Consider the following 24,263-nt stretch of genomic DNA (forward strand, 5'->3'; position numbering starts at 1 on the left):
TTTTACCGTCTTCGTTAGGTACTGCGCATTCGGCGCTGCACTTTTATTAGTGCCGCACCACCTGTGACTGCTGCTTGTGCTGCTTTAGCAAACCCGGCCATTGCGTGAGCAAAGGCCGGGCCTGGATAAAACAAGACAAGACTGCGTCCGGCGGAAGTTCCGCGGTGAGGCTTGCTAGCAAGGCTCACGACGGGCAAACCGCCGTGGTTTCTTATTGTCTGGTCTTAACGTTTCTTACGGTTGGCAATGTGGATGGCGCCGCCATTCACTGCCAGCGCTGCTTCATGCAACGCTTCGGACAGGGTTGGATGGGAGAAAACCATCATGCCCAGATCCTCGGCACTGGTGCCGAATTCCATACCGATTGCGCCCTGCTGTACCAGCTCTGCTGCGCTCGGGCCAATCACGTGGACGCCCAGTACGCGGTCAGTTTTGGCATCAGCAATGACTTTAACAAAGCCACCGGTGTCGTTTGCTGCCATGGCACGGCCACTGGCTGCGAACGGGAAGGTGCCGACGTTAACTTCAACGCCTTCAGCTTTCAAGGCCTGTTCGGTTTTACCTACCCATGCGATCTCCGGGTGAGTGTAAATAACCGATGGAATCAGGTCGTAGTTCATCTCGGTCTTGTGACCTTTGATGCGTTCAACCACCATGATGCCTTCTTCAGACGCCTTATGTGCCAGCATCATGCCGCGAACCACGTCACCGATGGCGTAAACGCCCGGTACGCTGGTCGCGCAATGATCGTCAACAAACACGAAACCGCGCTCGTCGATGGTCACACCGCTGTCAGCTGCCAGCAGTTCGGTGGTCACAGGGCGACGACCTACCGCTACGATCAGCTTGTCGAAGGTGATGGTCTGTTCGCCGTTGGCGTCGGTGTAGGTCACAACGACTTCGTCGCCGTTTACCTTGGAACCGGTCACGCGAGCGCCCAGCTTGATGTCCAGACCTTGTTTGGTCAGGGTTTTGTAGGCTTCTTTGGACACAGCAGCGTCAGCCGCCATCAGGAACGTGTCCAGTGCTTCCAGAACCGTTACCTGAGCGCCCAGACGGGACCATACCGAACCCAGTTCCAGACCGATAACGCCAGCGCCGATAACGCCCAGACGCTTAGGTACGGCCTGAAATTCCAGAGCGCCGGTCGAATCAACGATCACGTTGTTATCAACTGGAGCTGGCGGAATGTCGATAGGACGCGAACCGGAAGCCAGGATAACGTTCTCGGCTTCGATGATTTCAACGCTGCCGTCTGGCTTGGTCAGCTCAACGCGCTTGCCGGCCAGCAGTTTGCCGTGGCCTTGCAGGGAGGTCACACCGTTGGCTTTGAACAGGGTCGCAACGCCGGAGGTCAGGCCTTTAACGATGTTGGCTTTACGGCCAACCATCGCTGGCACGTCCATGTTCACTTCACCGGTGGTGATGCCGTGGATAGCAAATGCATCCTTGGCTTCGTGATACTTCCAGGAGCTGTCCAGCAGCGCCTTGGATGGAATGCAACCAACGTTCAGGCAAGTACCGCCCAATGCCAGTTTGCCTTCTTTGTCGGTGTATTTTTCGATGCATGCAGTCGAAAGGCCCAGTTGCGCGGCCTTGATCGCGGCAACGTAGCCGCCAGGGCCCGCACCAATCACTACAACGTCAAATTTCTGAGACATGGGAATAGATCCTCTATTAGCTACAAGCTTCAAGCTCGGAACTTCAAGCTGCAAGCCAAGCTGCGTTACAGGCAGCTTGAAGCTCGCAACTTGAAGCTGCTCCTATTAAATATCCAGCAGCAGACGAGCTGGGTCTTCCAGCAGGTTTTTGATGGCTACCAGGAAACTTACAGCTTCTTTGCCGTCGATCAAGCGGTGATCGTAAGACAGAGCCAGGTACATCATCGGACGGATTACAACCTGACCGTTGACTGCCATTGGACGCTGAAGGATGTTGTGCATGCCCAGGATCGCGGCTTGCGGCGGGTTAACGATCGGGGTAGACATCATCGAACCGAAAGTACCACCGTTGGTGATGGTGAAGGTACCGCCGGTCATTTCGTCGATCGACAGTTTGCCATCACGGGCTTTTTTGCCGTAAGCAGCGATGCCGCCTTCGATTTCAGCCAGGCTCATCAGTTCAGCGTTACGCAGTACTGGAACTACCAGGCCACGGTCGCTGGACACTGCAACACCGATGTCGGCGTAGCCGTGGTAAACGATGTCCGAACCGTCGATCGAAGCGTTGACAGCCGGGAAGCGTTTCAGGGCTTCGGTAGCGGCTTTAACGAAGAACGACATGAAGCCCAGGCGTACGCCGTTGTGGGACTTCTCGAACAGGTCCTTGTACTTCGAACGCAGTGCCATGATTTCGGTCATGTCAACTTCGTTGAACGTGGTCAGCATCGCCATGTTCGACTGAGCTTCTACCAGACGCTTGGCCACGGTAGCGCGAACGCGGGTCATCGGAACGCGTTTTTCTACGCGGTCGCCAGCAGCGAATACCGGAGCAGTGGCAGCAGGCGCAGCAGCTTTGGCAGGTGCGGCAGCCGGAGCGGCTTTCTTGGCAGCAACAGCAGCCACAACGTCTTCTTTGGTCACACGACCGCCTTTGCCAGTACCGGCAACGGAAGCGATGTTGATGCCGTTTTCTTCAGCGATCTTGCGTGCAGCCGGAGCAGCCACTGGATCGTCTTCGCCGTCAGCAGCGGCTGGAGCAGCAGCTTGGGCAGCCGGTGCAGCAGCGGCGGCTGGAGCAGCGGCAGCAGCACCGCCTTCAACGATGGAGCCCAGTACTTCGTCGGACAGAACGGTGTCGCCTTCGTTTTTCACGATTGCGCCCAGAACGCCGTCAGCAGTCGCCAATACTTCCAGTACGACTTTGTCGGTTTCGATGTCAACGATCAGGTCGTCACGCTTTACAGCGTCGCCTGGTTGCTTGTGCCAGGTGGCAACGGTGCCATCGGCAACCGATTCCGGAAATGTTGGGGCTTTGATCTCGATAGCCATGTTCTTTGGTTCCTTTAATTCGGTTTCAGTGCGCGAAGGCGTTAAACAGTGAACGCGTCTTGCAACAGTTTGGCCTGTTGTTCAGCGTGCATCGATGCGTAACCACAAGCAGGTGCAGCTGAAGCGTCACGGCCCGCGTACTCAAGTACGAGAGATTTATCGTGACCGCCAATGATGCGACGCATGTGGTGCTGGCTGCAGTACCAGGCGCCCTGGTTCATTGGCTCTTCCTGACACCAGACAATGTGCTTGGCGTTTTTGTACGGAGCCAGGACTTCAATCAAGTCGTCCTCAGGGAACGGATACAGCTGCTCAAGACGCACGATAGCGATGTCATCACGACCTTCGGCACGGCGTTTTTCCAACAGGTCGTAGTAGACCTTGCCGCTACACAGCACGATACGACCGACGTTCGCCGGATCTTGTGCATCGATTTCTGGAATAACGGTCTGGAACGAACCTTCGGCCAGATCTTCCAGTGTCGAGATTGCCAATTTGTGACGCAGCAACGACTTCGGTGTCAGTACCACCAGCGGCTTGCGCAGCGGACGGATAACCTGACGGCGCAGCAGGTGGTAGATCTGCGCTGGAGTGGTTGGTACGCACACCTGAATGTTGTGCTCAGCGCACAATTGCAGGTAACGCTCAAGACGTGCCGAGGAGTGCTCAGGGCCCTGACCTTCGTAGCCGTGTGGCAACAGCATGGTCAGACCGCACAGGCGACCCCACTTGTGCTCGCCGCTGGTGATGAACTGGTCGATAACAACCTGTGCACCGTTGGCGAAGTCACCGAACTGGGCTTCCCAGATCACCAGGCCGTTTGGCGTGGTAGTCGAGTAGCCGTATTCGAACGCCAATACCGCTTCTTCCGACAGCAGCGAGTCGTACAGGTCAAAGCGAGGCTGACCTTCGTACAGGTGCTGCAGAGGAATGTAGGTGCTGGCATCTTTTTGGTTGTGCAACACAGCGTGACGGTGCGAGAACGTACCGCGGCCGATGTCCTGACCGGTCATGCGGATCGGGTGACCTTCGAACGCCAGGGTCGCGTATGCCATGGTTTCGGCATAACCCCAGTTGATCGGCAGGCCGCCGGCTTGCATTTTTTGACGGTCTTCGTAGATCTTCGACACCTGACGCTGCATGACGAAGCCTTCTGGAATTTCCAGCAGCTTGGCCGACAGTTCTTGCAGGGTTTTCAGATCAAAGCGTGTGTCGTGACGCGCAGTCCAGGCGTGGCCCAGGTACGGGCGCCAGTCAACGAACAGCTCTTTGTTCGGCTCTTTGACCAGACTTTTCACAACATGCAGACCGTTGTCCAGCGCGTTGCGGTATTCGTCGATCTTGGCTTGAACGCGCTCTTCGTCTACCACTTTCTCTTGAGTCAGACGCTCGGCATACAGTTCACGCGTGGTGCGCTGCTTGGCGATTTGCTGATACATCAACGGCTGAGTACCGTTTGGCTCGTCGGCCTCGTTGTGACCGCGACGGCGGTAGCAGAACAGGTCGATCACGACGTCACGCTTGAACTGCATGCGGTAGTCGATTGCCAGTTGGGTCACGAACAGAACGGCTTCCGGATCATCACCATTAACATGGAGGATCGGCGCCTGAATCATTTTCGCGACGTCAGTGCAGTACTCGGTCGAACGCGAGTCTTCAGGGTTGCTGATGGTGAAGCCAACCTGGTTGTTGATCACCAGGTGAACCGTACCGCCAGTCTTGAAGCCGCGAGTCTGCGACATCTGGAAGGTTTCCATGACCACGCCCTGACCTGCGAATGCAGCGTCACCGTGGATGGAAATAGGCAGTACTTTTTCGCCCGTTGCGTCGTTACGACGGTCTTGACGTGCACGTACCGAACCTTCAACCACTGGAGAAACGATTTCCAGGTGGGAAGGGTTAAACGCCATGGCCAGGTGAACTTCGCCACCCGAGGTCATCACGTTGGACGAGAAGCCCTGGTGGTATTTAACGTCACCGGAACCCAGCTCGATTTGCTTCTTGCCTTCGAACTCGTCGAACAGGTCGCGCGGGTTTTTACCGAAGGTGTTGACCAGCACGTTCAGACGACCACGGTGGGCCATGCCGATAACGATTTCTTTGGTGCCGTAGTTGCCCGAACGCTGAATCAGCTCGTCCAGCAACGGAATCAGGCTCTCGCCGCCTTCCAGACCGAAACGCTTGGTGCCCGGGTACTTAGTGCCCAGGTACTTCTCCAGGCCTTCAGCTGCGGTCACGCGCTCAAGCAGGTGGCTTTTGATGTCTGCCGAATAGGTCGGACGGCCACGTACGCTTTCGAGACGCTGTTCAAACCAGTGGCGTTGCTCGGAATCGACGATGTGCGTGAACTCGGCGCCAATGGTGCGGCAATATGTCTGCTGCAACGCTTCGAGAATTTCGCGTAGGCTCGCTTCCTCTTTGCCGATATACAGGTCGCCGGCACGGAAGGTCGTATCAAGATCGGCATTGGTCAAGCCGTAATGATTGATCGACAGGTCTGCAGGTGCAGGACGCTGCCACAGCCCCAGCGGATCAAGCTGGGCTGCCTGGTGGCCGCGCATCCGATAGGCCTGGATCAATCGCAGCACTTCAACCTGCTTCTTCTCGTGTTCGCTGCTCACGCTTCCGGCAGATACCGGTTGGGCGCGGCGCTGGTTCTTCGCCAGCAACACGAAATGATCGCGGATTGTGGAGTGCGAAACATCGTTGGCAGAGTTGCCCTCAGTAGGCAACGTCTGAAATTTGGTGCGCCATTCTTCTGGCACAGCGTTAGGGTCGTGCAGGTAGAGCTCGTAGAGCTCTTCCACATAGGCAGCGTTACCACCTGAAAGATAGCCGCTGTTCCACATGCGCTGCATCACGCTTTCTTGCATGCTTGGTCACCCTCGGTTAGGGGACACCATCGGCGAAAACACCACAGCACTTGAGAAAGTCCGAATACAGCGACTAAAACAAGCCACTTGAGTCACGCTGATAGTCCGGGTACCAGCCCGGATGCCCCTGCTGGTCTCATTTCTTCAAAATAAGAGCCGCAACTTTGTGAGCTGCTGCTCAGGTTATAACTACGGCGCCGGTTGAAGCCTGCGCCGTAGCATCTACGGTTACAACGATGTTGCAGTGCAGCTTTGAATCACACGCCGCTTTGCAGCAGCATGCTACGCACGTGACCGATGGCCTTAGTCGGGTTCAGGCCCTTCGGACACACGTTTACGCAGTTCATGATCCCGCGGCAGCGGAATACGCTGAACGGGTCATCCAGTGAAGCCAGACGCTCGCTGGTCTTGGTGTCACGGCTGTCAGCCAGGAAGCGATAGGCTTGCAGCAGTGCAGCAGGGCCCAGGAACTTGTCCGGGTTCCACCAGAAGGACGGGCACGAAGTCGAGCAGCAGGCGCACAGGATGCACTCGTACAGACCGTCGAGCTTTTCACGCTCTTCTGGCGATTGCAGACGCTCGATGGCCGGAGCCGGAGTATCGTTCTGCAGGAACGGCTTCACCTTCTCGTATTGCTTGTAGAAGATGCTCATGTCGACGACCAGGTCACGGATAACCGGCAAACCTGGCAGCGGACGAATCACCAACTTGTTACCTTTTACAACGGAGGACAGCGGCGTTACGCACGCCAGGCCGTTTTTACCGTTGATGTTCATGCCGTCGGAGCCGCAAACGCCCTCACGGCAAGAGCGACGATAGGAGAAACCTTCGTCCTGCTCTTTGATCAGGGCCAGTACGTCAAGCACCATCAGGTCTTTACCGTTGGTATTGACCTGGAATTCTTGCATGAACGGCGCAGCGTCCTGATCCGGGTTGTAGCGATAAACACTGACTTTCAACATATCGGCCACCCTTAGTAAGTACGAACCATTGGCTGGAAGGTCGGAACGGTTTTCGGCGAGAAGTTCACCGCACGCTTGGCTACGCGTTTCTCACCCGGGAAGTACAGGGTGTGGCACAGCCAGTTAACGTCGTCACGATCTTCGAAGTCTTCACGGGCGTGAGCACCGCGCGATTCCTTACGGGTTTCAGCAGCGATAGCAGTGGCTTCAGCCACTTCGAGCAGGTTTTGCAGCTCAAGAGCTTCGATACGAGCAGTGTTGAACGCCTGGCTCTTATCGTTGATCTTGACGTTGGCAATGCGCTTGCGCAGGTCTTGCAGTTGGGTAATACCCTTCTGCATGTATTCGCCAGTACGGAATACACCGAAGTAATTCTGCATGCAGCTCTGCAGTTCTTTGCGCAGGGTCGCAACGTCTTCGCCATCAGTGCGCGAATTCAGACCGTCAAGACGTGCCAAGGCAGCGTCAATGTCGGACTGACGTGGACGAGCGTAATCAACGCCTTCTTTAAGCGTCTGCTCAAGGAACAGACCGGCAGCACGACCGAATACCACCAGGTCGAGCAACGAGTTGCCGCCCAGACGGTTGGCACCGTGAACCGATACGCACGCCACTTCACCCACTGCGAACAGGCCAGGGATGATCTGGTCGTTGCCGTCGGCGTCCTGAGTGATCGCCTGGCCATGAATGTTGGTGGCAACGCCGCCCATCATATAGTGGCAAGTTGGAACCACTGGAACTGGAGCCAGTACCGGGTCAACGTGGGCGAAAGTCTTGGACAGTTCGCAGATACCTGGCAGACGGCTGTGCAGAACTTCTTCACCGAGGTGGTCAAGTTTCAGCATTACGTGGTCGCCATCTGGACCGCAACCGTTGCCCGCGATGATTTCTTTAACCATCGAGCGTGCTACTACGTCACGACCAGCAAGGTCTTTGGCGTTCGGAGCGTAACGCTCCATGAAACGCTCGCCGTGTTTGTTGATCAGGTATCCACCTTCACCACGGCAACCTTCGGTAACCAGTACACCGGCGCCGGCAATACCGGTTGGGTGGAACTGCCACATTTCGATGTCCTGTACCGGTACGCCTGCACGCAGGGCCATGCCGATACCGTCGCCTGTGTTGATCAGGGCGTTGGTCGTCGAAGAGTAGATACGGCCTGCACCGCCAGTCGCCAATACGGTGGCGTTGGCACGAACATAGGAAGTTTCGCCAGTTTCGATGCAGATAACGATCATGCCGACGAAATCGCCAGCTTCGTTTTTAACCAGGTCGACACCGTAGTATTCGTTCAGGAATACAGTGCCGGCTTTCAGGTTGGCCTGGTACAGGGTGTGCAGCAGTGCGTGACCGGTACGGTCAGCAGCAGCGCAGGTACGGGCAGCCTGGCCACCTTTACCAAAGTCCTTGGACTGACCGCCGAAAGGACGCTGGTAGATACGGCCTTGCTCGGTACGGGAGAACGGCAGACCCATGTGCTCGAGTTCGAATACGGCCTCTGGGCCTACGGAACACATGTATTCGATAGCGTCCTGGTCACCGATGTAGTCGGAACCCTTGACGGTATCGTACATGTGCCAGCGCCAGTCATCGTTTGGATCCGCAGACGCGATCGCGCAGGTGATGCCACCCTGAGCCGATACGGTGTGGGAACGAGTCGGGAAAACCTTGGTGATTACAGCAGTCTTGTGACCGCCTTGAGCCAGTTGCAACGCAGCGCGCATACCGGCACCGCCGCCGCCAATAATGATGGCGTCGAAGGAAAGTGTATTAACTGTGTTAGCCATGAATCAGATACCCCAAAGAATCTGCACACCCCAGACGAAGTAAGCGAACATCGCAACGCCGCATACTGCCTGGAAGAGGAAACGTACTGCTGTCGCGGACTTGCCCAGCGCCATTGGCGTCAGGTAGTCAGTCGCGATGGTCCACATGCCGACCCAGGCGTGAGCGCCAAGGGCAACCAGGGCCAACAGGCTGAAGATACGCATCCAGTTGCTTGCGAACAGTTCGTGCCATTGGGCGTAGCCAATGCCAGGGTTCGCAACGAGGTATCCGATCAGGAAAATGAAATAAGCCGCTAGAACGACCGCAGACACACGTTGTGCCATCCAGTCATAGAGGCCCGAACGCGATAGGTTCGTAACGCTGGTTACCATATCCAAACTCCTGCCAGAACAATCATCACTACGGAAATGACGATTACGATTTTCGAGCCCAGCTTGCCGCCTTCCAGCGTCTCACCGATGCCCATATCCATGATCAAGTGGCGCACACCGGCAACCAAGTGATACAGCAAGGCAGATAGCAGGCCCCATGCAATGAATTTGGCCAGCGGGCTGGTCAAGCATGCCTTCACCTCGGCAAAACCTTCTTCGGAACCCAGGGATTTGCTCAATGCATAAAGCATGAAGCCCAGGCCGAGAAAAAGAATGATGCCCGATACGCGGTGCAGAAACGACGTAACGCCGGTGATGGGGAGTTTGATGGTCCTTAGGTCTAGGTTTACAGGTCGTTGGCTATTCACGGCTTTTTTCACACTGAAGAGCCCCTAACAATCAGGGCAAGTTTGTTGGGATGCGCACTGGTCAGGTACCCACCACCCGGGAGTGACGACCCCCATCTAAACAGGCCCAAAAGCCTCTGGCGGTCGGCTGCCGAGTATAGACAGTTAGGTTACTAATGACAACGCAATCACCTCCCTCTAATAGAGCATTGCACTCTTCGCATAAAAGGCGTAAACGGCGGGGATATTCGAGAAAAATGACTCCTGAAAGCCTTGTACAGCAAGACTTTAGGCAAATTGACATTCAAATTTATCTAACTATAGTGGTGCGGGCCCTGCGTGGGGGGTCTGTCTGATGATTTCAAGCATAAATAGGAGGCCACATGGCTGACAAAAAAGCGCAGTTGATCATCGAGGGCGCTGCCCCCGTCGAGCTGCCCATTTTAACTGGCACCGTTGGTCCCGATGTAATCGATGTGCGCGGCCTCACGGCCACGGGCCGATTCACATTCGACCCAGGCTTCATGTCGACTGCATCCTGCGAGTCGAAGATCACCTATATTGATGGTGACAACGGTATCCTGCTGCACCGCGGCTACCCGATCGAACAACTGGCTGAACACTCTGACTACCTGGAAACAGCTTACCTGCTGCTGAACGGCGAACTGCCGACGGTAGAACAGAAGGCTCAGTTTGTCAGCAACGTGAAGAACCACACCATGGTTCACGAGCAGTTGAAGACCTTCTTCAACGGCTTCCGTCGTGACGCTCACCCGATGGCCGTCATGTGCGGCGTGGTCGGCGCACTGTCGGCTTTCTACCACGACTCCCTGGACATCAATAACCCGCAGCATCGCGAAATCTCCGCGATCCGTCTGGTTGCCAAGATGCCAACGCTGGCAGCCATGGTTTACAAGTACTCCATGGGTCAACCCATGATGTACCCGCGTAACGACCTGAGCTACGCCGAAAACTTCCTGCACATGATGTTCAACACACCGTGCGAGATCAAACCGATCAGCCCGGTACTGGCCAAGGCCATGGATAAGATCTTTATCCTGCACGCCGACCACGAACAGAACGCATCGACCTCTACCGTACGCTTGGCGGGCTCTTCGGGCGCCAACCCGTTCGCGTGTATCGCTGCAGGCATCGCAGCACTGTGGGGCCCGGCTCACGGCGGCGCCAACGAAGCTGTTCTGACCATGCTCGACGAAATTGGCGATGTGTCCAACATCGACAAGTTCATCGCCAAGGCCAAGGACAAGAACGATCCATTCAAACTGATGGGCTTCGGTCACCGCGTTTACAAAAACCGCGACCCACGCGCCACCGTGATGAAAAAGACCTGCGACGAAGTACTGAAAGAGCTGGGCATCAAAAATGACCCACAACTCGAACTGGCCATGCGCCTGGAAGAGATCGCTCTGACCGACCCTTACTTCATCGAGCGCTCGCTGTACCCGAACGTCGACTTCTACTCGGGGATCATCCTCAAGGCGATCGGCATTCCTACCAGCATGTTCACCGTAATCTTCGCCCTGTCGCGGACTGTCGGCTGGATCTCGCACTGGAAAGAAATGCTCTCCAGCCCGTACAAGATTGGCCGTCCGCGTCAGCTGTACACCGGCTACGAGTCGCGTGACTTCAGCAAGCTTGAAGACCGCAAATAAGACCATTGATACCACGATAGCGTCTTAGCTGCTGCCGATACGGCCTCTACTTGTTAGAGGCCGTATTTTTTTGTGCCCACAAAAACCGTAGTCGCTGCCGAGGCACGAAGGCTGCGATGGGATTTGAAGCAGCTCTGTGCACAAGGCAGGCAGCCCCTATCGCAGCCTTCGTGCCTCGGCAGCGACTACAAGGCGCGCCCTCCCCCCAAATAAAAACCCCCCTGCCTCACGACAGGGGGATCTCATTAAACAGACCGCTTCTAACTTGCAGCTTGCAGCTTGCAGCTAACAACTTGCCGCTGCTTTAGTGGTCTACCGCCCCGCTTGCCCCCAACCCGGTTTGTGAACGAACAAACTGCGGGAAGAACAGCGCTCGCTCTTTCGCAGCCGACTTGGATTTGTCGGTCACGGAGAAGAACCAGATACCCACGAACGCAATGATCATGGAGAACAAGGCTGGATATTCGTAAGGGAAGATCGCTTTTTCATGATGCAGAATCTGCACCCAAATGGTTGGACCCAATACCATCAAGCCAACAGCGCTGATCAGACCCAGCCAACCGCCGATCATGGCGCCGCGCGTGGTGAGGTTCTTCCAGTACATCGAAAGCAGCAGTACCGGGAAGTTACAGCTCGCCGCGATAGAGAACGCCAGGCCCACCATAAACGCGATGTTTTGGCTTTCGAACAAGATACCCAGACCAATCGCCAACACGCCCAACGCCACCGTGGTGATTTTGGAGACGCGGATTTCATCTTTATCGTTAGCTTTGCCCTTTTTGAACACACTGGCGTACAGGTCGTGAGACACCGCCGAAGCACCGGCCAGCGTCAGCCCTGCAACCACCGCGAGAATCGTCGCGAAGGCCACGGCCGAGATAAAGCCCAGGAAGATGCTACCGCCCACCGCGTCAGCCAAATGCACCGCCGCCATGTTGTTACCGCCCAACAAACCGCCCGCTGCATCTTTGAAAGCCGGGTTGGTGCTGACCAGAATGATCGCGCCGAAACCAATGATGAAGGTCAGAATGTAGAAGTAACCAATAAAGCCAGTCGCGTACAGCACGCTCTTGCGGGCTTCTTTAGCGTCACTCACGGTGAAGAAGCGCATCAGGATGTGCGGCAGGCCTGCGGTACCAAACATCAGCGCCAGACCCAGCGAGAAGGCCGAAATCGGATCCTTCACCAGGCCGCCCGGGCTCATGATGGCCTCGCCTTTGGGGTTAATCTTGACCGCTTCAGCGAACAGCGAGTTGAAGTCAAAGTTAACGTGCTTCATCACCATCACAGCCATGAAGGTCGCACCGGACAACAGCAACACCGCCTTGATGATCTGCACCCATGTAGTCGCCAACATGCCGCCGAACAATACATACAGGCACATCAGAATGCCGACCAGAATTACCGCAACGTGATAATCGAGACCGAACAGCAATTGAATCAGCTTGCCCGCACCGACCATTTGCGCAATCAGGTAGAACGCGACAACCACCAGCGAACCACACGCTGACAGCGAACGGATCTGGGTTTGGCCCAGACGGTACGACGCCACGTCTGCAAAGGTGTATTTACCCAAGTTACGCAGACGCTCGGCAATCAGGAACAGAATGATTGGCCAACCCACCAAAAAGCCAATCGAATAGATCAGGCCATCGTAGCCAGAGGTATACACCAGCGCGGAAATACCCAAAAACGATGCGGCAGACATATAGTCGCCCGCAATCGCCAGACCATTTTGAAAGCCGGTGATCTTGCCACCTGCGGCATAGTAGTCCGCAGCTGACTTATTACGCTTGGAGGCCCAGTAAGTAATACACAGGGTCGCGCCTACAAACGCGAGGAACATAATAATTGCAGAGACGTTAAGCGGTTGTTTTTGAACTTCCCCCGTCAAGGCGTCAGCCGCCCAGACACCTTGAGACAAGGCAGCAATGCCCAGTGTTGCCAATAGACGCCGGATCATTGCTCAGCCTCCTTCAGAATTGCATTGTTCAGGTCGTCAAACTCGCCATTGGCCCGGTGAATATAAATAGCAGTCAGAACAAAGGCCGAAATAATCAGCCCGATCCCGATCGGTATTCCCCAGGTTATAGCGGAGCCGGGGTACAACTTGGCCCCCATGATGTGCGACCCGTAAGCAATCAACAGAATAAAGGCGGCATATAAACCGAGCATGATCGCTGAAAGAATCCAGGCGAACCGCTCCCTTTTTTTGACCAGCTCCTTGAAACGCGGGCTGTTTTGAATCGAGAGGTAAATGCTGTCGTTCATTATTTTTGTCCTCGCAGCACAGAAGAGATGTAACGGTTTCACTATTAGGGGGCTTCGATCTCTAAGCCAGACGACTTTAGTAGTAGAACCGAAATACCCTACAGGCCCCGTATTCTCTAGGCTGCGCGAATAACGACATCATTTGGCCAGTGCTCAAAATAGAAAAACCGCCCGGCGATTAAACCGGGCGGTTCTGTGTGCTGCGAGCTAGACACTTCGCGGTTATTTAGCCGTCCACTCAGCGACACGCTCAGGGTGTTTGGCAACCCAATCTTTGGCGGCAGCTTCTGGCTTGGCCCCCTCTTGAATGGCCAACATAACCTCACCAATTTCGTCTTTGGAGTTCCACGAAAACTTCTTCAAGAACGCTTCAACTTCGGGTGCTTTCTTTTCCAGGTCCTTGCTACCGACGCTATTGACAGTTTCTGCAGCGCCAAAGACGCCCTTTGGATCGTCCAGGAAGCGCAACTTCCACTTGGCGAACATCCAGTGCGGTACCCAGCCCGTCACTACAATCGGTTCATTTTTAGCGTATGCACGCCCAAGCTCAGAGGTCATGGCCGCACCCGAACTGGCTTGCAACTTATAATTCAAACCGTAGTCCTTGATTGCTTCGTCCGCTTTCAACATCACGCCCGACCCTGCATCAATCCCTACGATTTTGTTTTTATAGCCTTTATCGTCCTTCAGATCAGCAATCGATTTGGCCTCTACGTACTCCGGCACAATCAAACCAATTTTTGCTTCTTTAAAGTTGGGGCCAAAATCCACCACTTTGTCTTTATTCTTGGCCCAGTATTCGCCGTGAGTCACTGGCAGCCAGGCAGACAGCATCGCATCGAGTTTGCCAGTGGCCACGCCCTGCCACATGATGCCCGTGGCTACCGGCATCAATTTCACGTCGTAACCCAACTTCTGCTTGATCACCTCTGCGGCCACGAACGTTGTCGCCACACTGTCGGACCAACCGTCGACATAACCGATATTAAGGGTGGGCTTGGTCTGAGCAATCGCCAACCCCGCACTCATCGCCAGCACCAAGGCAGCTCCCGCGCTCAAGAGTCGTCGCATCTTCATCTATGATTCCTCGCTGTGCCGGGCCCGACGAGTGCCGGACCACATCAGGTTCCAGGGCTTTATCAACACCCCGACATAACATCCCCCCTGATAATCGGCCTCGCCTGCCAAGTGCCCTGCTCTGACGACGACGCCCAGCCAACCATCAACGACATCTGCCGCTGCCTCAAAGCACTTTGCCCGGACACCCACCTGAACTTTGCATGACAAAATTATACGGAGGCTCTAGGCGCAGCTGATTGCAGGTAAGATGCGCGGCTTTGCTCCCATACGGCCTGACCATGTCCGCGACTGCCCGCTCCCCTGTGTTGCCCTACCTCCTTGCCTGCTTGCTGGGCGTGTGTGCCATTGCCGGTTTCTGGTATGGCCTGGGCAAACCCGTCATCCTGCCCGATGCCGCCACCCCTACGCACAAACTGCAATGTGCGTCTTACACACCGTTCGACAAAGACCAGTCCCCGTTCGACCAGCCTTTCGTACCCCGCGTAGAACGCATGGACGCGGACCTGGCATTGTTGGCGACACGCTTTGAGTGTATCCGCACGTACTCCCAGGCCGGGCTTGAAGCCCTCCCGCAACTGGCCCGCAAGCACGGGCTGAAGATGATGAGTGGCGCCTGGGTTAGCAGCAACGCGGTAGAGACCCAAAAAGAGGTCGACGCACTGATCGCCAACGCCAATGCCAACCCGGATGTCATCAGCGCCGTGATTGTCGGCAACGAAACCTTGCTGCGCAAAGAAATCACTGCACCCCAACTGGTCAAGCTGATCACGCAGGTCAAAAGCCAGATCAAACAACCTGTCACCTACGCCGATGTGTGGGAGTTCTGGTTGCAACACCCTGAAATCGCTCCAGCGGTAGACTTTCTGACCATCCACTTGCTGCCGTATTGGGAAGACGACCCTGCGGGGATCGACCAGGCCGTCAACCACGTCGCCCAGGTTCGCAAGGAATTCGGCAGCAAATTCGATAAAGACATCCTGATCGGCGAAACCGGCTGGCCCAGCGAAGGCCGCCAGCGCGAAACCGCCCTGCCGAGCCGCGTCAACGAAGCCAAATTCATTCGTGGCTTTGTCACCCTGGCCGAACAGAACGGCTGGAAATACAACCTGATCGAAGCCTTCGACCAACCTTGGAAGCGTGCAAGTGAGGGTGCAGTGGGCGGTTACTGGGGGCTGTTTGATGCCGACCGCCAAGATAAAGGCATACTTGCAGGCCCCGTAACCAACCTGCCCCATTGGCCAGCCTGGTTGGGACTGGGCATCGCCCTGTTTGCAGCCACATTGTTGATCGGTGGACGCGTACGCAGCACGCGCTCGGCCCTGTTACTGCCGGCCTTGGGGGCCGTGGCGGGTTGTAGCCTGGTGGCATGGGCCGAACTGGCATCAGTCACCAGTCGCTTTGCCGAAGAATGGACATGGGCCGGGTTGTTGGTTGTGCTCAATCTGATTGTGCTCGCCCACGGCGCTTTGGCGCTGGGGCAACAACAGGGCTGGCGTAAGCGCCTGTTCAACGTGCTCGAGCGTCATGCAGGGTGCTGGATCGCAGCCGCCGGGTTTGCCGGTGCAGTCATGATGCTGGGCCTGGTATTTGAACCCCGCTATCGCAGCTTCCCGAGTGCCGCTCTGATGCTGCCAGCTTTGGTTTACCTGCTGCGCCCGGCGAGCGGACCACGGCGTGAACTCAGCCTGTTGGCGCTGATCATCGGCGCGGGCATCCCGCTGCAACTGTACCGCGAAGGCCTGAACAACCAACAAGCCTGGGTATGGGCCTTGGTCAGTGTATTGATGGTCATCGCGCTGTGGCGCAGTCGCCGTCAATAACCCAAAAATCTACAGGAGCGAGCTTGCCTCGCGATCTTTTGATCTTTAAAAAGATCGCAAGCTCGCTCCTGGACTGGATTATTTTTGCGGTTTTGCCCGAACCAGCCGCAACCCCGCAATCACCACGGCAAAGACCGCTAAACTGGCGTTGTAGAGCGCCAATGCCGGCAAGCCAAACAGCAACGCCAACACCGCCAGAGCATTGCCAACACGTCCCCGTACAAAAAAAGCCAGCACCGACGTCACCAACGCCGCCCAGCCCAACGCCCTGAAGTGAATCAACCAGCCAAGGTTTGAGCGCAACTGGCATTCCCAACGCCCGGCCTCAGCAACGCACGTTCCCACCCATTGCGGGTCCTCCATCAAGCCGTAACGCAGGCCATAACTGGCCGCCAGCCACAATGGCAAGGCAATGAGCAGCAAGATCCACGGCAAACGAGGGCGCATACAAAACTCCAATAGGCAAAAGCGGCGCCCAGCTTAATCGCCCTTTAGGGGTATGCAAGCCTTGCAATCAGATAACTGTTCACTAAAGTCATTCAACGTGTATCTTCTGGTAGTTCATTGCCTGCTTTCTTCTGCCCGGGGGATGTATTTTGTGTCAGACAATGGCACTTCGACTGTAGCCCTGTGGTCATAGCCTGCGAATCATTTTCCGCACTTTATTAGGGATAGTCGTCATGCTTCGTTCTCTACCCTTTGCCGCCTTGCTGTGCGGCCTTATTTTGAGTGCGTCCGCACAAGCGGTCGATGTCGATCCCGCCACTTATGGCTACCCCCTGACCAACCCCTTCGAAGCCACAATTGCTACAACCCCGCCGGAAATGCGCCCACTGCTGCCCAGCGAAGATGACATCAACCAATCGGATTACACCCTCAAGCTGCGACCAGAGCGCGAGTTCACCTTGCCGGCCAACTTCTGGGCAGTGAAAAAGCTCACCTACCGAATCGCCAAGCAAGACCACGCGGCCCCGCTGATCTTCCTGATCGCCGGTACAGGGGCGCCCTACGACAGCAGCCTCAACGAGTTTTTGAAAAAGCTGTTCTATCAAGCCGGCTACCACGTTGTGCAATTGTCGTCGCCAACCAGCTATGACTTTATGAGCGCGGCTTCACGCTTTGCCACACCCGGTATCAGCCAATACGATGCCGAAGACTTGTATCACGTCATGCAAGCGGTTCGCGCCCAACAAGCCAATGTGCCGGTGACTGAGTACTACCTCGCGGGTTATAGCCTTGGCGCACTGGACGCGGCCTTCGTCAGCCACCTGGACGAAACCCGCAAAAGCTTCAACTTCAAGAAAGTCTTGATGCTTAACCCGCCGGTGAACCTGTATACGTCCATCAGCAACCTCGACAAGCTGGTACAAACGGAAGTTAAAGGCATCAATAGCAGCACCACGTTCTACGAGTTGGTACTGAACAAGCTCACCGAGTACTTCAAGCAGAAAGGCTACGTCGATCTCAATGGCGCGCTGGTCTACGACTTGCAAAACTCCAAAGAGCGTTTGACCAACGAACAGATGGCAATGCTGATTGGCACTATGTTCCGGTTTTCATCCGCCGACATCGTGTTCACTTCAGACCTGATCAACCGTCGCGGTCTGATCACGCCTCCCAACTACCCCATTACCGAAGGCACTAGCCTGACGCCATTCCTCAAGCGCTCACTGCTGTGCGACTTCGATTGCTACCTCACCGAGCAAGTCATACCGATGTGGCGCGCCCGCACCGATGGCGGCAGTTTGCTGCAACTGATCGACCAGGTAAGCCTGTATGCCTTGCAGGACTATTTGAAAAACAGCCCCAAAATTGCCGTTATGCACAATGCCGACGACATCATCCTGGGCCCTGGTGATTTGGGCTTCTTGCGCAAGACCTTCGGCAACCGCCTGACTGTCTACCCGTATGGTGGCCACTGCGGCAATCTCAACTACCGCGTTAACACCAAAGACATGCTGGAGTTCTTCCGTGGCTAAACATCTCGTGCTTCTCGCCGCCCTACTCAGTGCCGGCTACGCCCAGGCAGACGACAGCAAAGCCAACATCGAACCTACACACGACGTTGATGGCTTTACACAACCCTTAAAACTGTTGAAGTTCAATCCAGGCCTCGATCAGCGTGAATTTGAACGCGCCACCATGGGCGCGCTCAATGTGTACGACCCGCTGGAGTCGATCAACCGGCGCATTTACCACTTCAACTACCGCTTCGATCAATGGGTATTCCTGCCAGTGGTCGATGGCTACCGGTACGTCACACCCAGTTTTGTGCGCACTGGTGTCACCAACTTCTTTAATAACCTGGGCGATGTACCGAACCTGTTTAATAGCTTGCTGCAACTCAAGGGCGACCGCTCCTTGAAAACCACCGCGCGCTTACTGTTTAACACCACGCTGGGGGTTGGCGGGCTGTGGGATCCTGCTACCGCCATGGGCCTACCGCGTCAGAGCGAAGACTTCGGGCAAACCCTGGGCTTTTATGGTGTACCGGACGGCCCCTATTTGATGCTGCCGATCCTGGGCCCATCAAACCTGCGCGACACCACGGGGCTGGTGGTCGACTACGGCGCCAATCGAGAAATCAACTTCCTCAACGTACCGCGCGAAAGCTCGCGCCACCCGGAAATCTGGCTGCTGCAAGCCATCGATAAACGCTACAACACCAGCTTCCGTTACGGGCAATTCGACTCGCCATTTGAATATGACAAATTGCGTTACATCTACACGGAAGCTAGAAAGTTGCAGATTACTGAATAAGCCGTAAAGCAAAAGGCAGGCGGGTAGGTGCGAATACTAATATTTCAATCCTGCCAGCCTTCCTACAGAATTGTCCGAGTAATTCCCACATATATTTATCCGAAATAAACACAGCCTTACAGCACATTCTCAATTTCTTGAAGAAATATCTTACATAGTCCTTCCTACATGTTTGTTAGAGTGCACGCGCTCACCTTATCAAGGAACGAATGAGAACGTGCCATCATCCACTCTCCTCAATAAGCTTTATCATGAGCCAACCCGAGTGATTATTGCCGATGATCACCCTGTCGTATTGATTGGCACACGCATTTCCCTAAGCACATTAATCAACCCGACTACCTGCATCACCCACGAGGCATCCACCCCTGAGACACTTATTCAGCTATTAGAGCAGGAGCCCTGTGACCTGGTTGTTACCGACTTCTTTATGCCTTCAGAAAACTTTCCAGATGGATTAGCGCTGATTAGCTACATTCGCCGGAACTTTCCTCACGTAAAGTTGCTGGTCATGACCATGATGAAGAATCCAATGATTCTAAGGCAATTGCTCAAATTGGGCGTCACCTGCCTGCTTGACAAGCACTCCCCCGCTGAAGAATTTAAAAGTGCAGTGCGGGCGGCAATTCAAGGTCGGTGTCACCTGAGCCCGAGCTTTGGCCTGGTATTGAGAAGCCCTAAAAAAGGCGAAATCATAAATAGCAGACTGTCGATCAAAGAGTTGGAGGTTGTGCGCCTATTTGCTCAGGACCTTTCAGGACGTGAAATTGCAAGACGCTTGAACCGCAGCGAAAAAACGATCAGCCGACAGAAACGTAGCGCCATGAATAAGTTGGACATCCAAAGCAACAGCCAACTCGCAGCATTTGGCCAAAGCTTTTAAAACCCGAACACCCTAAAGTCTACTCTATAAAAAAGGCGCCATTAACAATTAATGGCGCCGTAACACAAAGAGTACAGGCTTAAATCCAAACGCTTAGCAATTAAGGCGCAGCACTACTTACAGATATCAAGCGACTTAAGTCATCATATTTAAGAACTCTTCCACACTCATCGATAATGAGATTCCCATTCGCATCGTAGTCCAGAATCAATTCACGAGGAACTGCTGATGCGTGGGTATTTGTAACACGACTCAGTTGAACAGGATCGTCGTCATTCTCATAGTAGTAAGCGGCTGTATTTGACTCAAGGCCAAACGAGGTTCTGACGCGAGTGATATTATCCAAGTGATCAAATCGAAAAATCTGCTCATCGATAAGATTGCCATAGGGGTCTACGGGTTTCTGGCTACCCAGGCAGGTGTACTTGGTTAACCGAGCTCGTGCATCGTACTCATAGGCTTCATCACGTAGAACTTCGAGTACATTACCATCTATATCAAGGGCAGTGAGTTCACGTTGTACTAGGTTATCAACGGCATTATAACGCTGAACCAATTTCTGCTTGACGCCGTTCAGATCAAAAACGCGCTCTGTTTCACGTCCATACTCGTCATAGTGCAAGTTAATGCTAACCGCCAGCGGATTTGCTGAGTCAGTTGTGTCTGTGGTGGTTATGGTAGTCGTTTGACCCAACTCGTCGTACGAGAAAATCGATTCTGTGAGCCCTAGCTTGGTTGATACAATTCGCCCTCCGCGTTCAAAATCATAGTGGTAACTCTGAGTATTACCCAGCACATCGGTATAACCCAAGATCAATCCTTGCAAGCTGTAGTTATAAACCATCGAATGCACGCCCTGAGTTTCGGACTGTATATCTCCAGTGCTGAAGTATTTACGGGTCAAACTCAGTCCAGCCTCTGAACAAGAGTCAAGCCGCGCATTTTTAAGATCATAGGTATAGGTTGCCTCCTCTCCATTAGCGAATCTTTTCTCCGGCTCTTCACCCAATAGGGGATTGTAGCGATACTCAACCACTTGCCCCCCAGCCTTGGTAACCTTAGAAGGTTGGGTCTGCCCAGGTAGATACTCATAAGCTTGGCAGCGGCCTCCGGTAACCGATGAACACATGCGCCCAAGACCATCAAAAGTTTGAGCCCCCAACTCGATAGTATTAACGCTGATCGAGACAGGCAGATCTTGAGTACTGTGCGACGCATAACTGCGTACGACCACAGCCCCACCAGGTAAATCCGTTTGTACTACCCGCGCATAAGCATCATAGGTATAGAGGGTGACGTTAGATAAAGCATCAGTCTCTTTCGCTGTACGTCCAAGGCCGTCATATTCATAAAAATGAGTGCTGACCAATGCCGCAGCCAAATTCCATCGTTGCTCCTGCACGGGTTTTTCAAACTTATTGACTAGCGTGACAGACTTACCCGTTGCCTTGATCACTTCACCCGCGCTGTCGGTAAACTGCCGCCAACTGGTAGTAACGACCCCATCTTGCCAATCGGCTGTCCCACGCGGCTCAGTCACTTCATAGACTTCAACTTTATCCGGCCCCACAGTACAGAATTGCTGCCCCCAATCATCATAGCGAAAACTTGTGGTCATTGGCCTGTCAATATCGCCCTCCCAATCGACCACAGTTTCTTCAATCAATTGGTTCTGTGCGTTATACAGGGCAGTGTAAATCGGCCTTAATAAATCAGCCTTCAATTTACTATCAGCATTAATACGTAGTTCTCTGACAGGCCGGTTGAGCCCATCCATATACGTCACCGTCTTGACGTTTTTAACGTTGATAGCGGTCTGAGTTGCCTGATCCCCAGCCTTGGCACACAAGGTGTAACTATACTGACGTGTCGCTTCGGCATCTTTACCTGGTGCAACAGTTTCACTAAGTACCCGTTGCAAAGCATCGTACACATAAAGAATTTCTACACCATTATCATCCCGGGTCAGTAATTCTTGACCGGAAAACAAGGAGGTTTCATTGGTCACCGCCTTAGTGAACACATCCAAATCTGAGTGCTGTTGCACCACCGTGGTTAAAACAGTAAATGCCTCACTCTCGCCGGGAGCAGGTACAGGGCCTAAGTTATACTGATACGAAGTAGTCAGTGAATGACCATTTAGTGTTAGTACCTCAGAGGAGACCTTGCCGTGGCGCAAACTATCGGTGACAGCGTCAACATAGTGATACTGAGTGGTCTGCAAGGTCGTTGAAGCACCGTTTAGATCTTCTTGCAGCAACTCTGTATCCAGCACATGCCAGGGATAAATTGCGTCACTAACCGCCGCTAGAGTTTTATGTCGATAGGTAGTACTGAGCGTCGGCGCATGAGCAGCAGATGCGGGTGCTGGAATGATAACTTTCCTTTTTAGATGCCGTACAAAGCCAGCTTGGTCAGGCGGGCACGCGTCCACTTCCCCCTCGACCGGATAGTAAACAGACTCCTCGGTTACACCATTGGCCTGCCTGTGCAGTGTTACATTGCCTTGGTTATCATATTCGCTGTACTCAGTTTCAGTACGCATCAATGACTCAGTACTCAAACGCCAAGTGGTGCTGACATTTTTTGGCAATTGGCAATAAGGTAATTGCTGACTGAAAGGTACATCGGGATCAACGTAATAAACGGTGAAAACTTCCTGAATGTTATTACCCTGCGTGGTGGATTCACTGATCAACAAGTGAAAACAGTTAAAACTGCGCTTGATGGTGCGCACGGCGCTACCCTCAACCATCAACAGCTCGACCGTTTCATAAACATAATCCGATGCTGCTTGATACAGATTATCAACCCCGGAGTCATTCCAAGTCACAGCACTGTCGCCCGCACCTAAAAAGTTCTTGGCTGAATAGGTGTAATGAGTCTCTACCGTCGCCTGACCAAATCCAGGAACAACAGTGTAACTAGAGACACGAGGCAACGTTGAGGGCGAAGCACCCACAGGTAACTGATGCCCACCCCACTCATAAGTAATGAACTCACTGCCACCCACAGGCGAGAAGGCCTCGGTGATAAACATCAGCGCTGTATTGATATCTTGCTTGTAAGTGAACCTCCATCTGGCACGCTCAGGGGTCGGCAGCACAATAGAATCAACGACACCGTTGGCGCCGAGCTCCAATTCGTACTTTGCGAGCGCCGCGCCTTGCTCACCGGCGAAAGGATATAACAACACTTCAATATTCGCATTGGCGTTGCGCTTGGCACTGAACACTGTATTTCCCAGCTCATCCTCAATACGCGTCAACATCAGTGGATAAGCAGTGTCTTCATAATAAAACGAGACACTACGACCCTCAACTGAATACAACCGTACTGGCAAAGCAATGCGTGACTCTGCGCGACCAAAGACTAGCAACTCTTCGATATTTCCGGATTTATGTACAATTCGATAACGCTCACCACCATCATCGTACAATTTGAAACTGAGGAGTTTTTGCTCCTCCATTTTGCAGAGTCCATCAGTGACTGAAGTGACTTTAAAGGTTTCGCCTGCCCCCAACGACACAATCGAACGTTTAGGATCAAACTCAGAACGTTGCAGACTCCAGCCCAAGCCCCAGCCAACGTCTTGGCTACTGAGCGGATTAAATGCTAATCCTATAGAGGGGGCAGGGCCTGCCAAATTGTTAGCCAACACCGTGGGTAAGTTGATGGCAACGGTGTACAGGCCAGTACGGGGATCTACACCACTGTTCAAAAAACTAAGAAAGTTAAATGCGTTAGAATGCACTGCTGTGTTCGTAGCCATACGACTCTCCAAGCAATAGAAATTACACAAAAGTTGTATATATATTCCAGCACACCAAAACATTGATACCAATGAATGCTATGACGCACTGATAAATAAAGTGCCCGAGGACACTTTAATAGCTAACCATCAAAAACCAATTAGAGAGAGCGCACGATTTGCACACATGATAGTTTACCATCTATCTGCGCACCATTTTTATACCGTTTCTTCTCTAGCCTAAGGCCTGGCACAATCACTGCCTTATCATCAAAGGTAATGGTATTACTTATAGATACAAAATCTGTAGTCGTTTCGAATTTGATAGTTTTGAACAGGAAGTCAAAATTCTCTTGATCCCTTCCACAATTTGCATCATCGGTCATTAAAATGGTAGCTGCCGAAGGAACATGATGAAGCTTAAAAAAGTAAATATTATCGTTGGGGCACTTATTGGTTGACTCATTCGTAAAACCATAAGCACCCGTTACGAAGGGTATAACACATTTACTTTTTTGGTCTTTATCGAAAAACTCAATAGTTCCGTCCTCAGCAGTAACCTCCGGAACCTTCGCGGAACCCTCAGCGAGCGTGAGACCAGCACCGAAAAACGCTGCCAAGAAAGCAACAACTATTACAATTTTAGATGGGACATTCATTATAATTGCCTCTTGTTAAGAATAAAATATATAAA

At 53.7% G+C, this 24,263-nt stretch carries 18 protein-coding genes; 5 read left to right on the forward strand and 13 right to left on the reverse strand.

Going from position 1 to position 24,263, the window contains the following annotated elements; all coding sequences use genetic code 11:
* Positions 1 to 224: 224 nt before the first annotated feature.
* The 7 genes from lpdA to sdhC all read right to left on the reverse strand — a co-directional run bounded on the left by lpdA (position 225) and on the right by sdhC (position 9,364).
* Complete coding sequence (lpdA, locus tag TU84_RS08295; RefSeq protein ID WP_048368574.1) at positions 225 to 1,661, reverse strand: dihydrolipoyl dehydrogenase; 1,437 nt, start codon at positions 1,659 to 1,661, stop codon at positions 225 to 227.
* 105 nt (positions 1,662 to 1,766) lie between these two features.
* Positions 1,767 to 2,990 (reverse strand): 2-oxoglutarate dehydrogenase complex dihydrolipoyllysine-residue succinyltransferase, encoded by a 1,224-nt coding sequence (odhB, locus tag TU84_RS08300; protein ID WP_048368575.1) that lies wholly within the window; start codon positions 2,988 to 2,990, stop codon positions 1,767 to 1,769.
* Positions 2,991 to 3,031: 41 nt separating this feature from the next.
* A complete protein-coding gene (locus TU84_RS08305) occupies positions 3,032 to 5,863 on the reverse strand; it encodes a 2-oxoglutarate dehydrogenase E1 component (RefSeq protein WP_048368576.1) in 2,832 nt (943 codons plus the stop codon).
* Between the two features lie 257 nt (positions 5,864 to 6,120).
* Positions 6,121 to 6,825 (reverse strand): succinate dehydrogenase iron-sulfur subunit, encoded by a 705-nt coding sequence (locus TU84_RS08310; RefSeq protein ID WP_048368577.1) that lies wholly within the window; start codon positions 6,823 to 6,825, stop codon positions 6,121 to 6,123.
* An 11-nt stretch (positions 6,826 to 6,836) separates the two neighbouring features.
* Positions 6,837 to 8,612: a succinate dehydrogenase flavoprotein subunit gene (sdhA, locus tag TU84_RS08315; protein ID WP_048368578.1), complete on the reverse strand. Its 1,776-nt coding sequence runs from the start codon at positions 8,610 to 8,612 to the stop codon at positions 6,837 to 6,839.
* A gap of 3 nt (positions 8,613 to 8,615) precedes the next feature.
* Positions 8,616 to 8,984, reverse strand: a complete 369-nt coding sequence (gene sdhD, locus TU84_RS08320) for a succinate dehydrogenase, hydrophobic membrane anchor protein (RefSeq protein ID WP_003446906.1) — start codon at positions 8,982 to 8,984, stop codon at positions 8,616 to 8,618.
* Positions 8,978 to 9,364 carry a succinate dehydrogenase, cytochrome b556 subunit gene (gene sdhC / locus TU84_RS08325; RefSeq protein WP_019408939.1) on the reverse strand — a complete coding sequence of 129 codons (387 nt, stop codon included), beginning with the start codon at positions 9,362 to 9,364 and terminating at the stop codon, positions 8,978 to 8,980. The genes sdhD and sdhC overlap by 7 nt, the downstream gene beginning before the upstream one ends.
* Positions 9,365 to 9,714: 350 nt before the next feature.
* Here sdhC and gltA point away from each other — a divergent pair, with 350 nt between their 5' ends.
* Positions 9,715 to 11,004, forward strand: a complete 1,290-nt coding sequence (gene gltA, locus TU84_RS08330) for a citrate synthase (RefSeq protein ID WP_048368579.1) — start codon at positions 9,715 to 9,717, stop codon at positions 11,002 to 11,004.
* A 304-nt stretch (positions 11,005 to 11,308) separates the two neighbouring features.
* Here gltA and TU84_RS08335 read toward each other — a convergent pair whose 3' ends face one another.
* From TU84_RS08335 to TU84_RS08345, 3 genes are all read right to left on the reverse strand, one after another.
* On the reverse strand, positions 11,309 to 12,967 hold the full coding sequence (locus TU84_RS08335) for a cation acetate symporter (RefSeq protein ID WP_048368580.1): 1,659 nt from the start codon (positions 12,965 to 12,967) through the stop codon (positions 11,309 to 11,311).
* Positions 12,964 to 13,275 carry a DUF485 domain-containing protein gene (locus TU84_RS08340; protein ID WP_048368581.1) on the reverse strand — a complete coding sequence of 104 codons (312 nt, stop codon included), beginning with the start codon at positions 13,273 to 13,275 and terminating at the stop codon, positions 12,964 to 12,966. The genes TU84_RS08335 and TU84_RS08340 overlap by 4 nt, the downstream gene beginning before the upstream one ends.
* Positions 13,276 to 13,497: 222 nt before the next feature.
* Positions 13,498 to 14,352, reverse strand: coding sequence for a glycine betaine ABC transporter substrate-binding protein (locus TU84_RS08345; protein ID WP_048368582.1), 855 nt, complete (start codon positions 14,350 to 14,352; stop codon positions 13,498 to 13,500).
* 281 nt (positions 14,353 to 14,633) lie between these two features.
* On the opposite strand from TU84_RS08345, the gene TU84_RS08350 reads away from it, so the two are divergent.
* Entirely contained in the window at positions 14,634 to 16,175 is a 1,542-nt protein-coding gene (locus TU84_RS08350; RefSeq protein ID WP_048368583.1) for a glycoside hydrolase family 17 protein, read from the forward strand.
* 78 nt (positions 16,176 to 16,253) lie between these two features.
* On the opposite strand, the gene TU84_RS08355 is transcribed toward TU84_RS08350, so the two are convergent.
* Complete coding sequence (locus tag TU84_RS08355) at positions 16,254 to 16,622, reverse strand: hypothetical protein (RefSeq protein WP_048368584.1); 369 nt, start codon at positions 16,620 to 16,622, stop codon at positions 16,254 to 16,256.
* A 233-nt stretch (positions 16,623 to 16,855) separates the two neighbouring features.
* On the opposite strand from TU84_RS08355, the gene TU84_RS08360 reads away from it, so the two are divergent.
* The 3 genes from TU84_RS08360 (at position 16,856) to TU84_RS08370 (ending at position 19,818) form a co-directional block, all read left to right on the forward strand.
* Positions 16,856 to 18,154, forward strand: coding sequence for a serine/threonine protein kinase (locus tag TU84_RS08360; RefSeq protein ID WP_048368585.1), 1,299 nt, complete (start codon positions 16,856 to 16,858; stop codon positions 18,152 to 18,154).
* Positions 18,147 to 18,935: an MlaA family lipoprotein gene (locus TU84_RS08365; RefSeq protein WP_048368586.1), complete on the forward strand. Its 789-nt coding sequence runs from the start codon at positions 18,147 to 18,149 to the stop codon at positions 18,933 to 18,935. Before TU84_RS08360 ends, TU84_RS08365 begins: the two co-directional genes overlap by 8 nt.
* A 217-nt stretch (positions 18,936 to 19,152) precedes the next feature.
* Complete coding sequence (locus TU84_RS08370) at positions 19,153 to 19,818, forward strand: response regulator transcription factor (protein WP_048368587.1); 666 nt, start codon at positions 19,153 to 19,155, stop codon at positions 19,816 to 19,818.
* 100 nt (positions 19,819 to 19,918) lie between these two features.
* On the opposite strand, the gene TU84_RS08375 is transcribed toward TU84_RS08370, so the two are convergent.
* A complete protein-coding gene (locus tag TU84_RS08375) occupies positions 19,919 to 23,590 on the reverse strand; it encodes an RHS repeat protein (RefSeq protein ID WP_157403791.1) in 3,672 nt (1,223 codons plus the stop codon).
* Between the two features lie 140 nt (positions 23,591 to 23,730).
* A complete protein-coding gene (locus tag TU84_RS08380; protein ID WP_048368588.1) occupies positions 23,731 to 24,228 on the reverse strand; it encodes a hypothetical protein in 498 nt (165 codons plus the stop codon).
* Positions 24,229 to 24,263: the final 35 nt, after the last annotated feature.

The organism is Pseudomonas helleri, assembly GCF_001043025.1.
GTDB lineage: Bacteria > Pseudomonadota > Gammaproteobacteria > Pseudomonadales > Pseudomonadaceae > Aquipseudomonas > Aquipseudomonas helleri.

Excerpts from the sequence above, each read along its gene's own strand:
- lpdA (WP_048368574.1), bottom strand. The coding sequence starts at position 1,661 with ATGTCTCAGAAATTTGACGTTGTAGTGATTGGTGCGGGCCCTGGCGGC.
- odhB (WP_048368575.1), bottom strand. The coding sequence starts at position 2,990 with ATGGCTATCGAGATCAAAGCCCCAACATTTCCGGAATCGGTTGCCGAT.
- TU84_RS08305 (WP_048368576.1), bottom strand. The coding sequence starts at position 5,863 with ATGCAAGAAAGCGTGATGCAGCGCATGTGGAACAGCGGCTATCTTTCA.
- TU84_RS08310 (WP_048368577.1), bottom strand. The coding sequence starts at position 6,825 with ATGTTGAAAGTCAGTGTTTATCGCTACAACCCGGATCAGGACGCTGCG.
- sdhA (WP_048368578.1), bottom strand. The coding sequence starts at position 8,612 with ATGGCTAACACAGTTAATACACTTTCCTTCGACGCCATCATTATTGGC.
- sdhD (WP_003446906.1), bottom strand. The coding sequence starts at position 8,984 with ATGGTAACCAGCGTTACGAACCTATCGCGTTCGGGCCTCTATGACTGG.
- gltA (WP_048368579.1), top strand. The coding sequence starts at position 9,715 with ATGGCTGACAAAAAAGCGCAGTTGATCATCGAGGGCGCTGCCCCCGTC.
- TU84_RS08335 (WP_048368580.1), bottom strand. The coding sequence starts at position 12,967 with ATGATCCGGCGTCTATTGGCAACACTGGGCATTGCTGCCTTGTCTCAA.
- TU84_RS08340 (WP_048368581.1), bottom strand. The coding sequence starts at position 13,275 with ATGAACGACAGCATTTACCTCTCGATTCAAAACAGCCCGCGTTTCAAG.
- TU84_RS08345 (WP_048368582.1), bottom strand. The coding sequence starts at position 14,352 with ATGAAGATGCGACGACTCTTGAGCGCGGGAGCTGCCTTGGTGCTGGCG.
- TU84_RS08350 (WP_048368583.1), top strand. The coding sequence starts at position 14,634 with ATGTCCGCGACTGCCCGCTCCCCTGTGTTGCCCTACCTCCTTGCCTGC.
- TU84_RS08355 (WP_048368584.1), bottom strand. The coding sequence starts at position 16,622 with ATGCGCCCTCGTTTGCCGTGGATCTTGCTGCTCATTGCCTTGCCATTG.
- TU84_RS08360 (WP_048368585.1), top strand. The coding sequence starts at position 16,856 with ATGCTTCGTTCTCTACCCTTTGCCGCCTTGCTGTGCGGCCTTATTTTG.
- TU84_RS08375 (WP_157403791.1), bottom strand. The coding sequence starts at position 23,590 with ATGGCTACGAACACAGCAGTGCATTCTAACGCATTTAACTTTCTTAGT.
- TU84_RS08380 (WP_048368588.1), bottom strand. The coding sequence starts at position 24,228 with ATGAATGTCCCATCTAAAATTGTAATAGTTGTTGCTTTCTTGGCAGCG.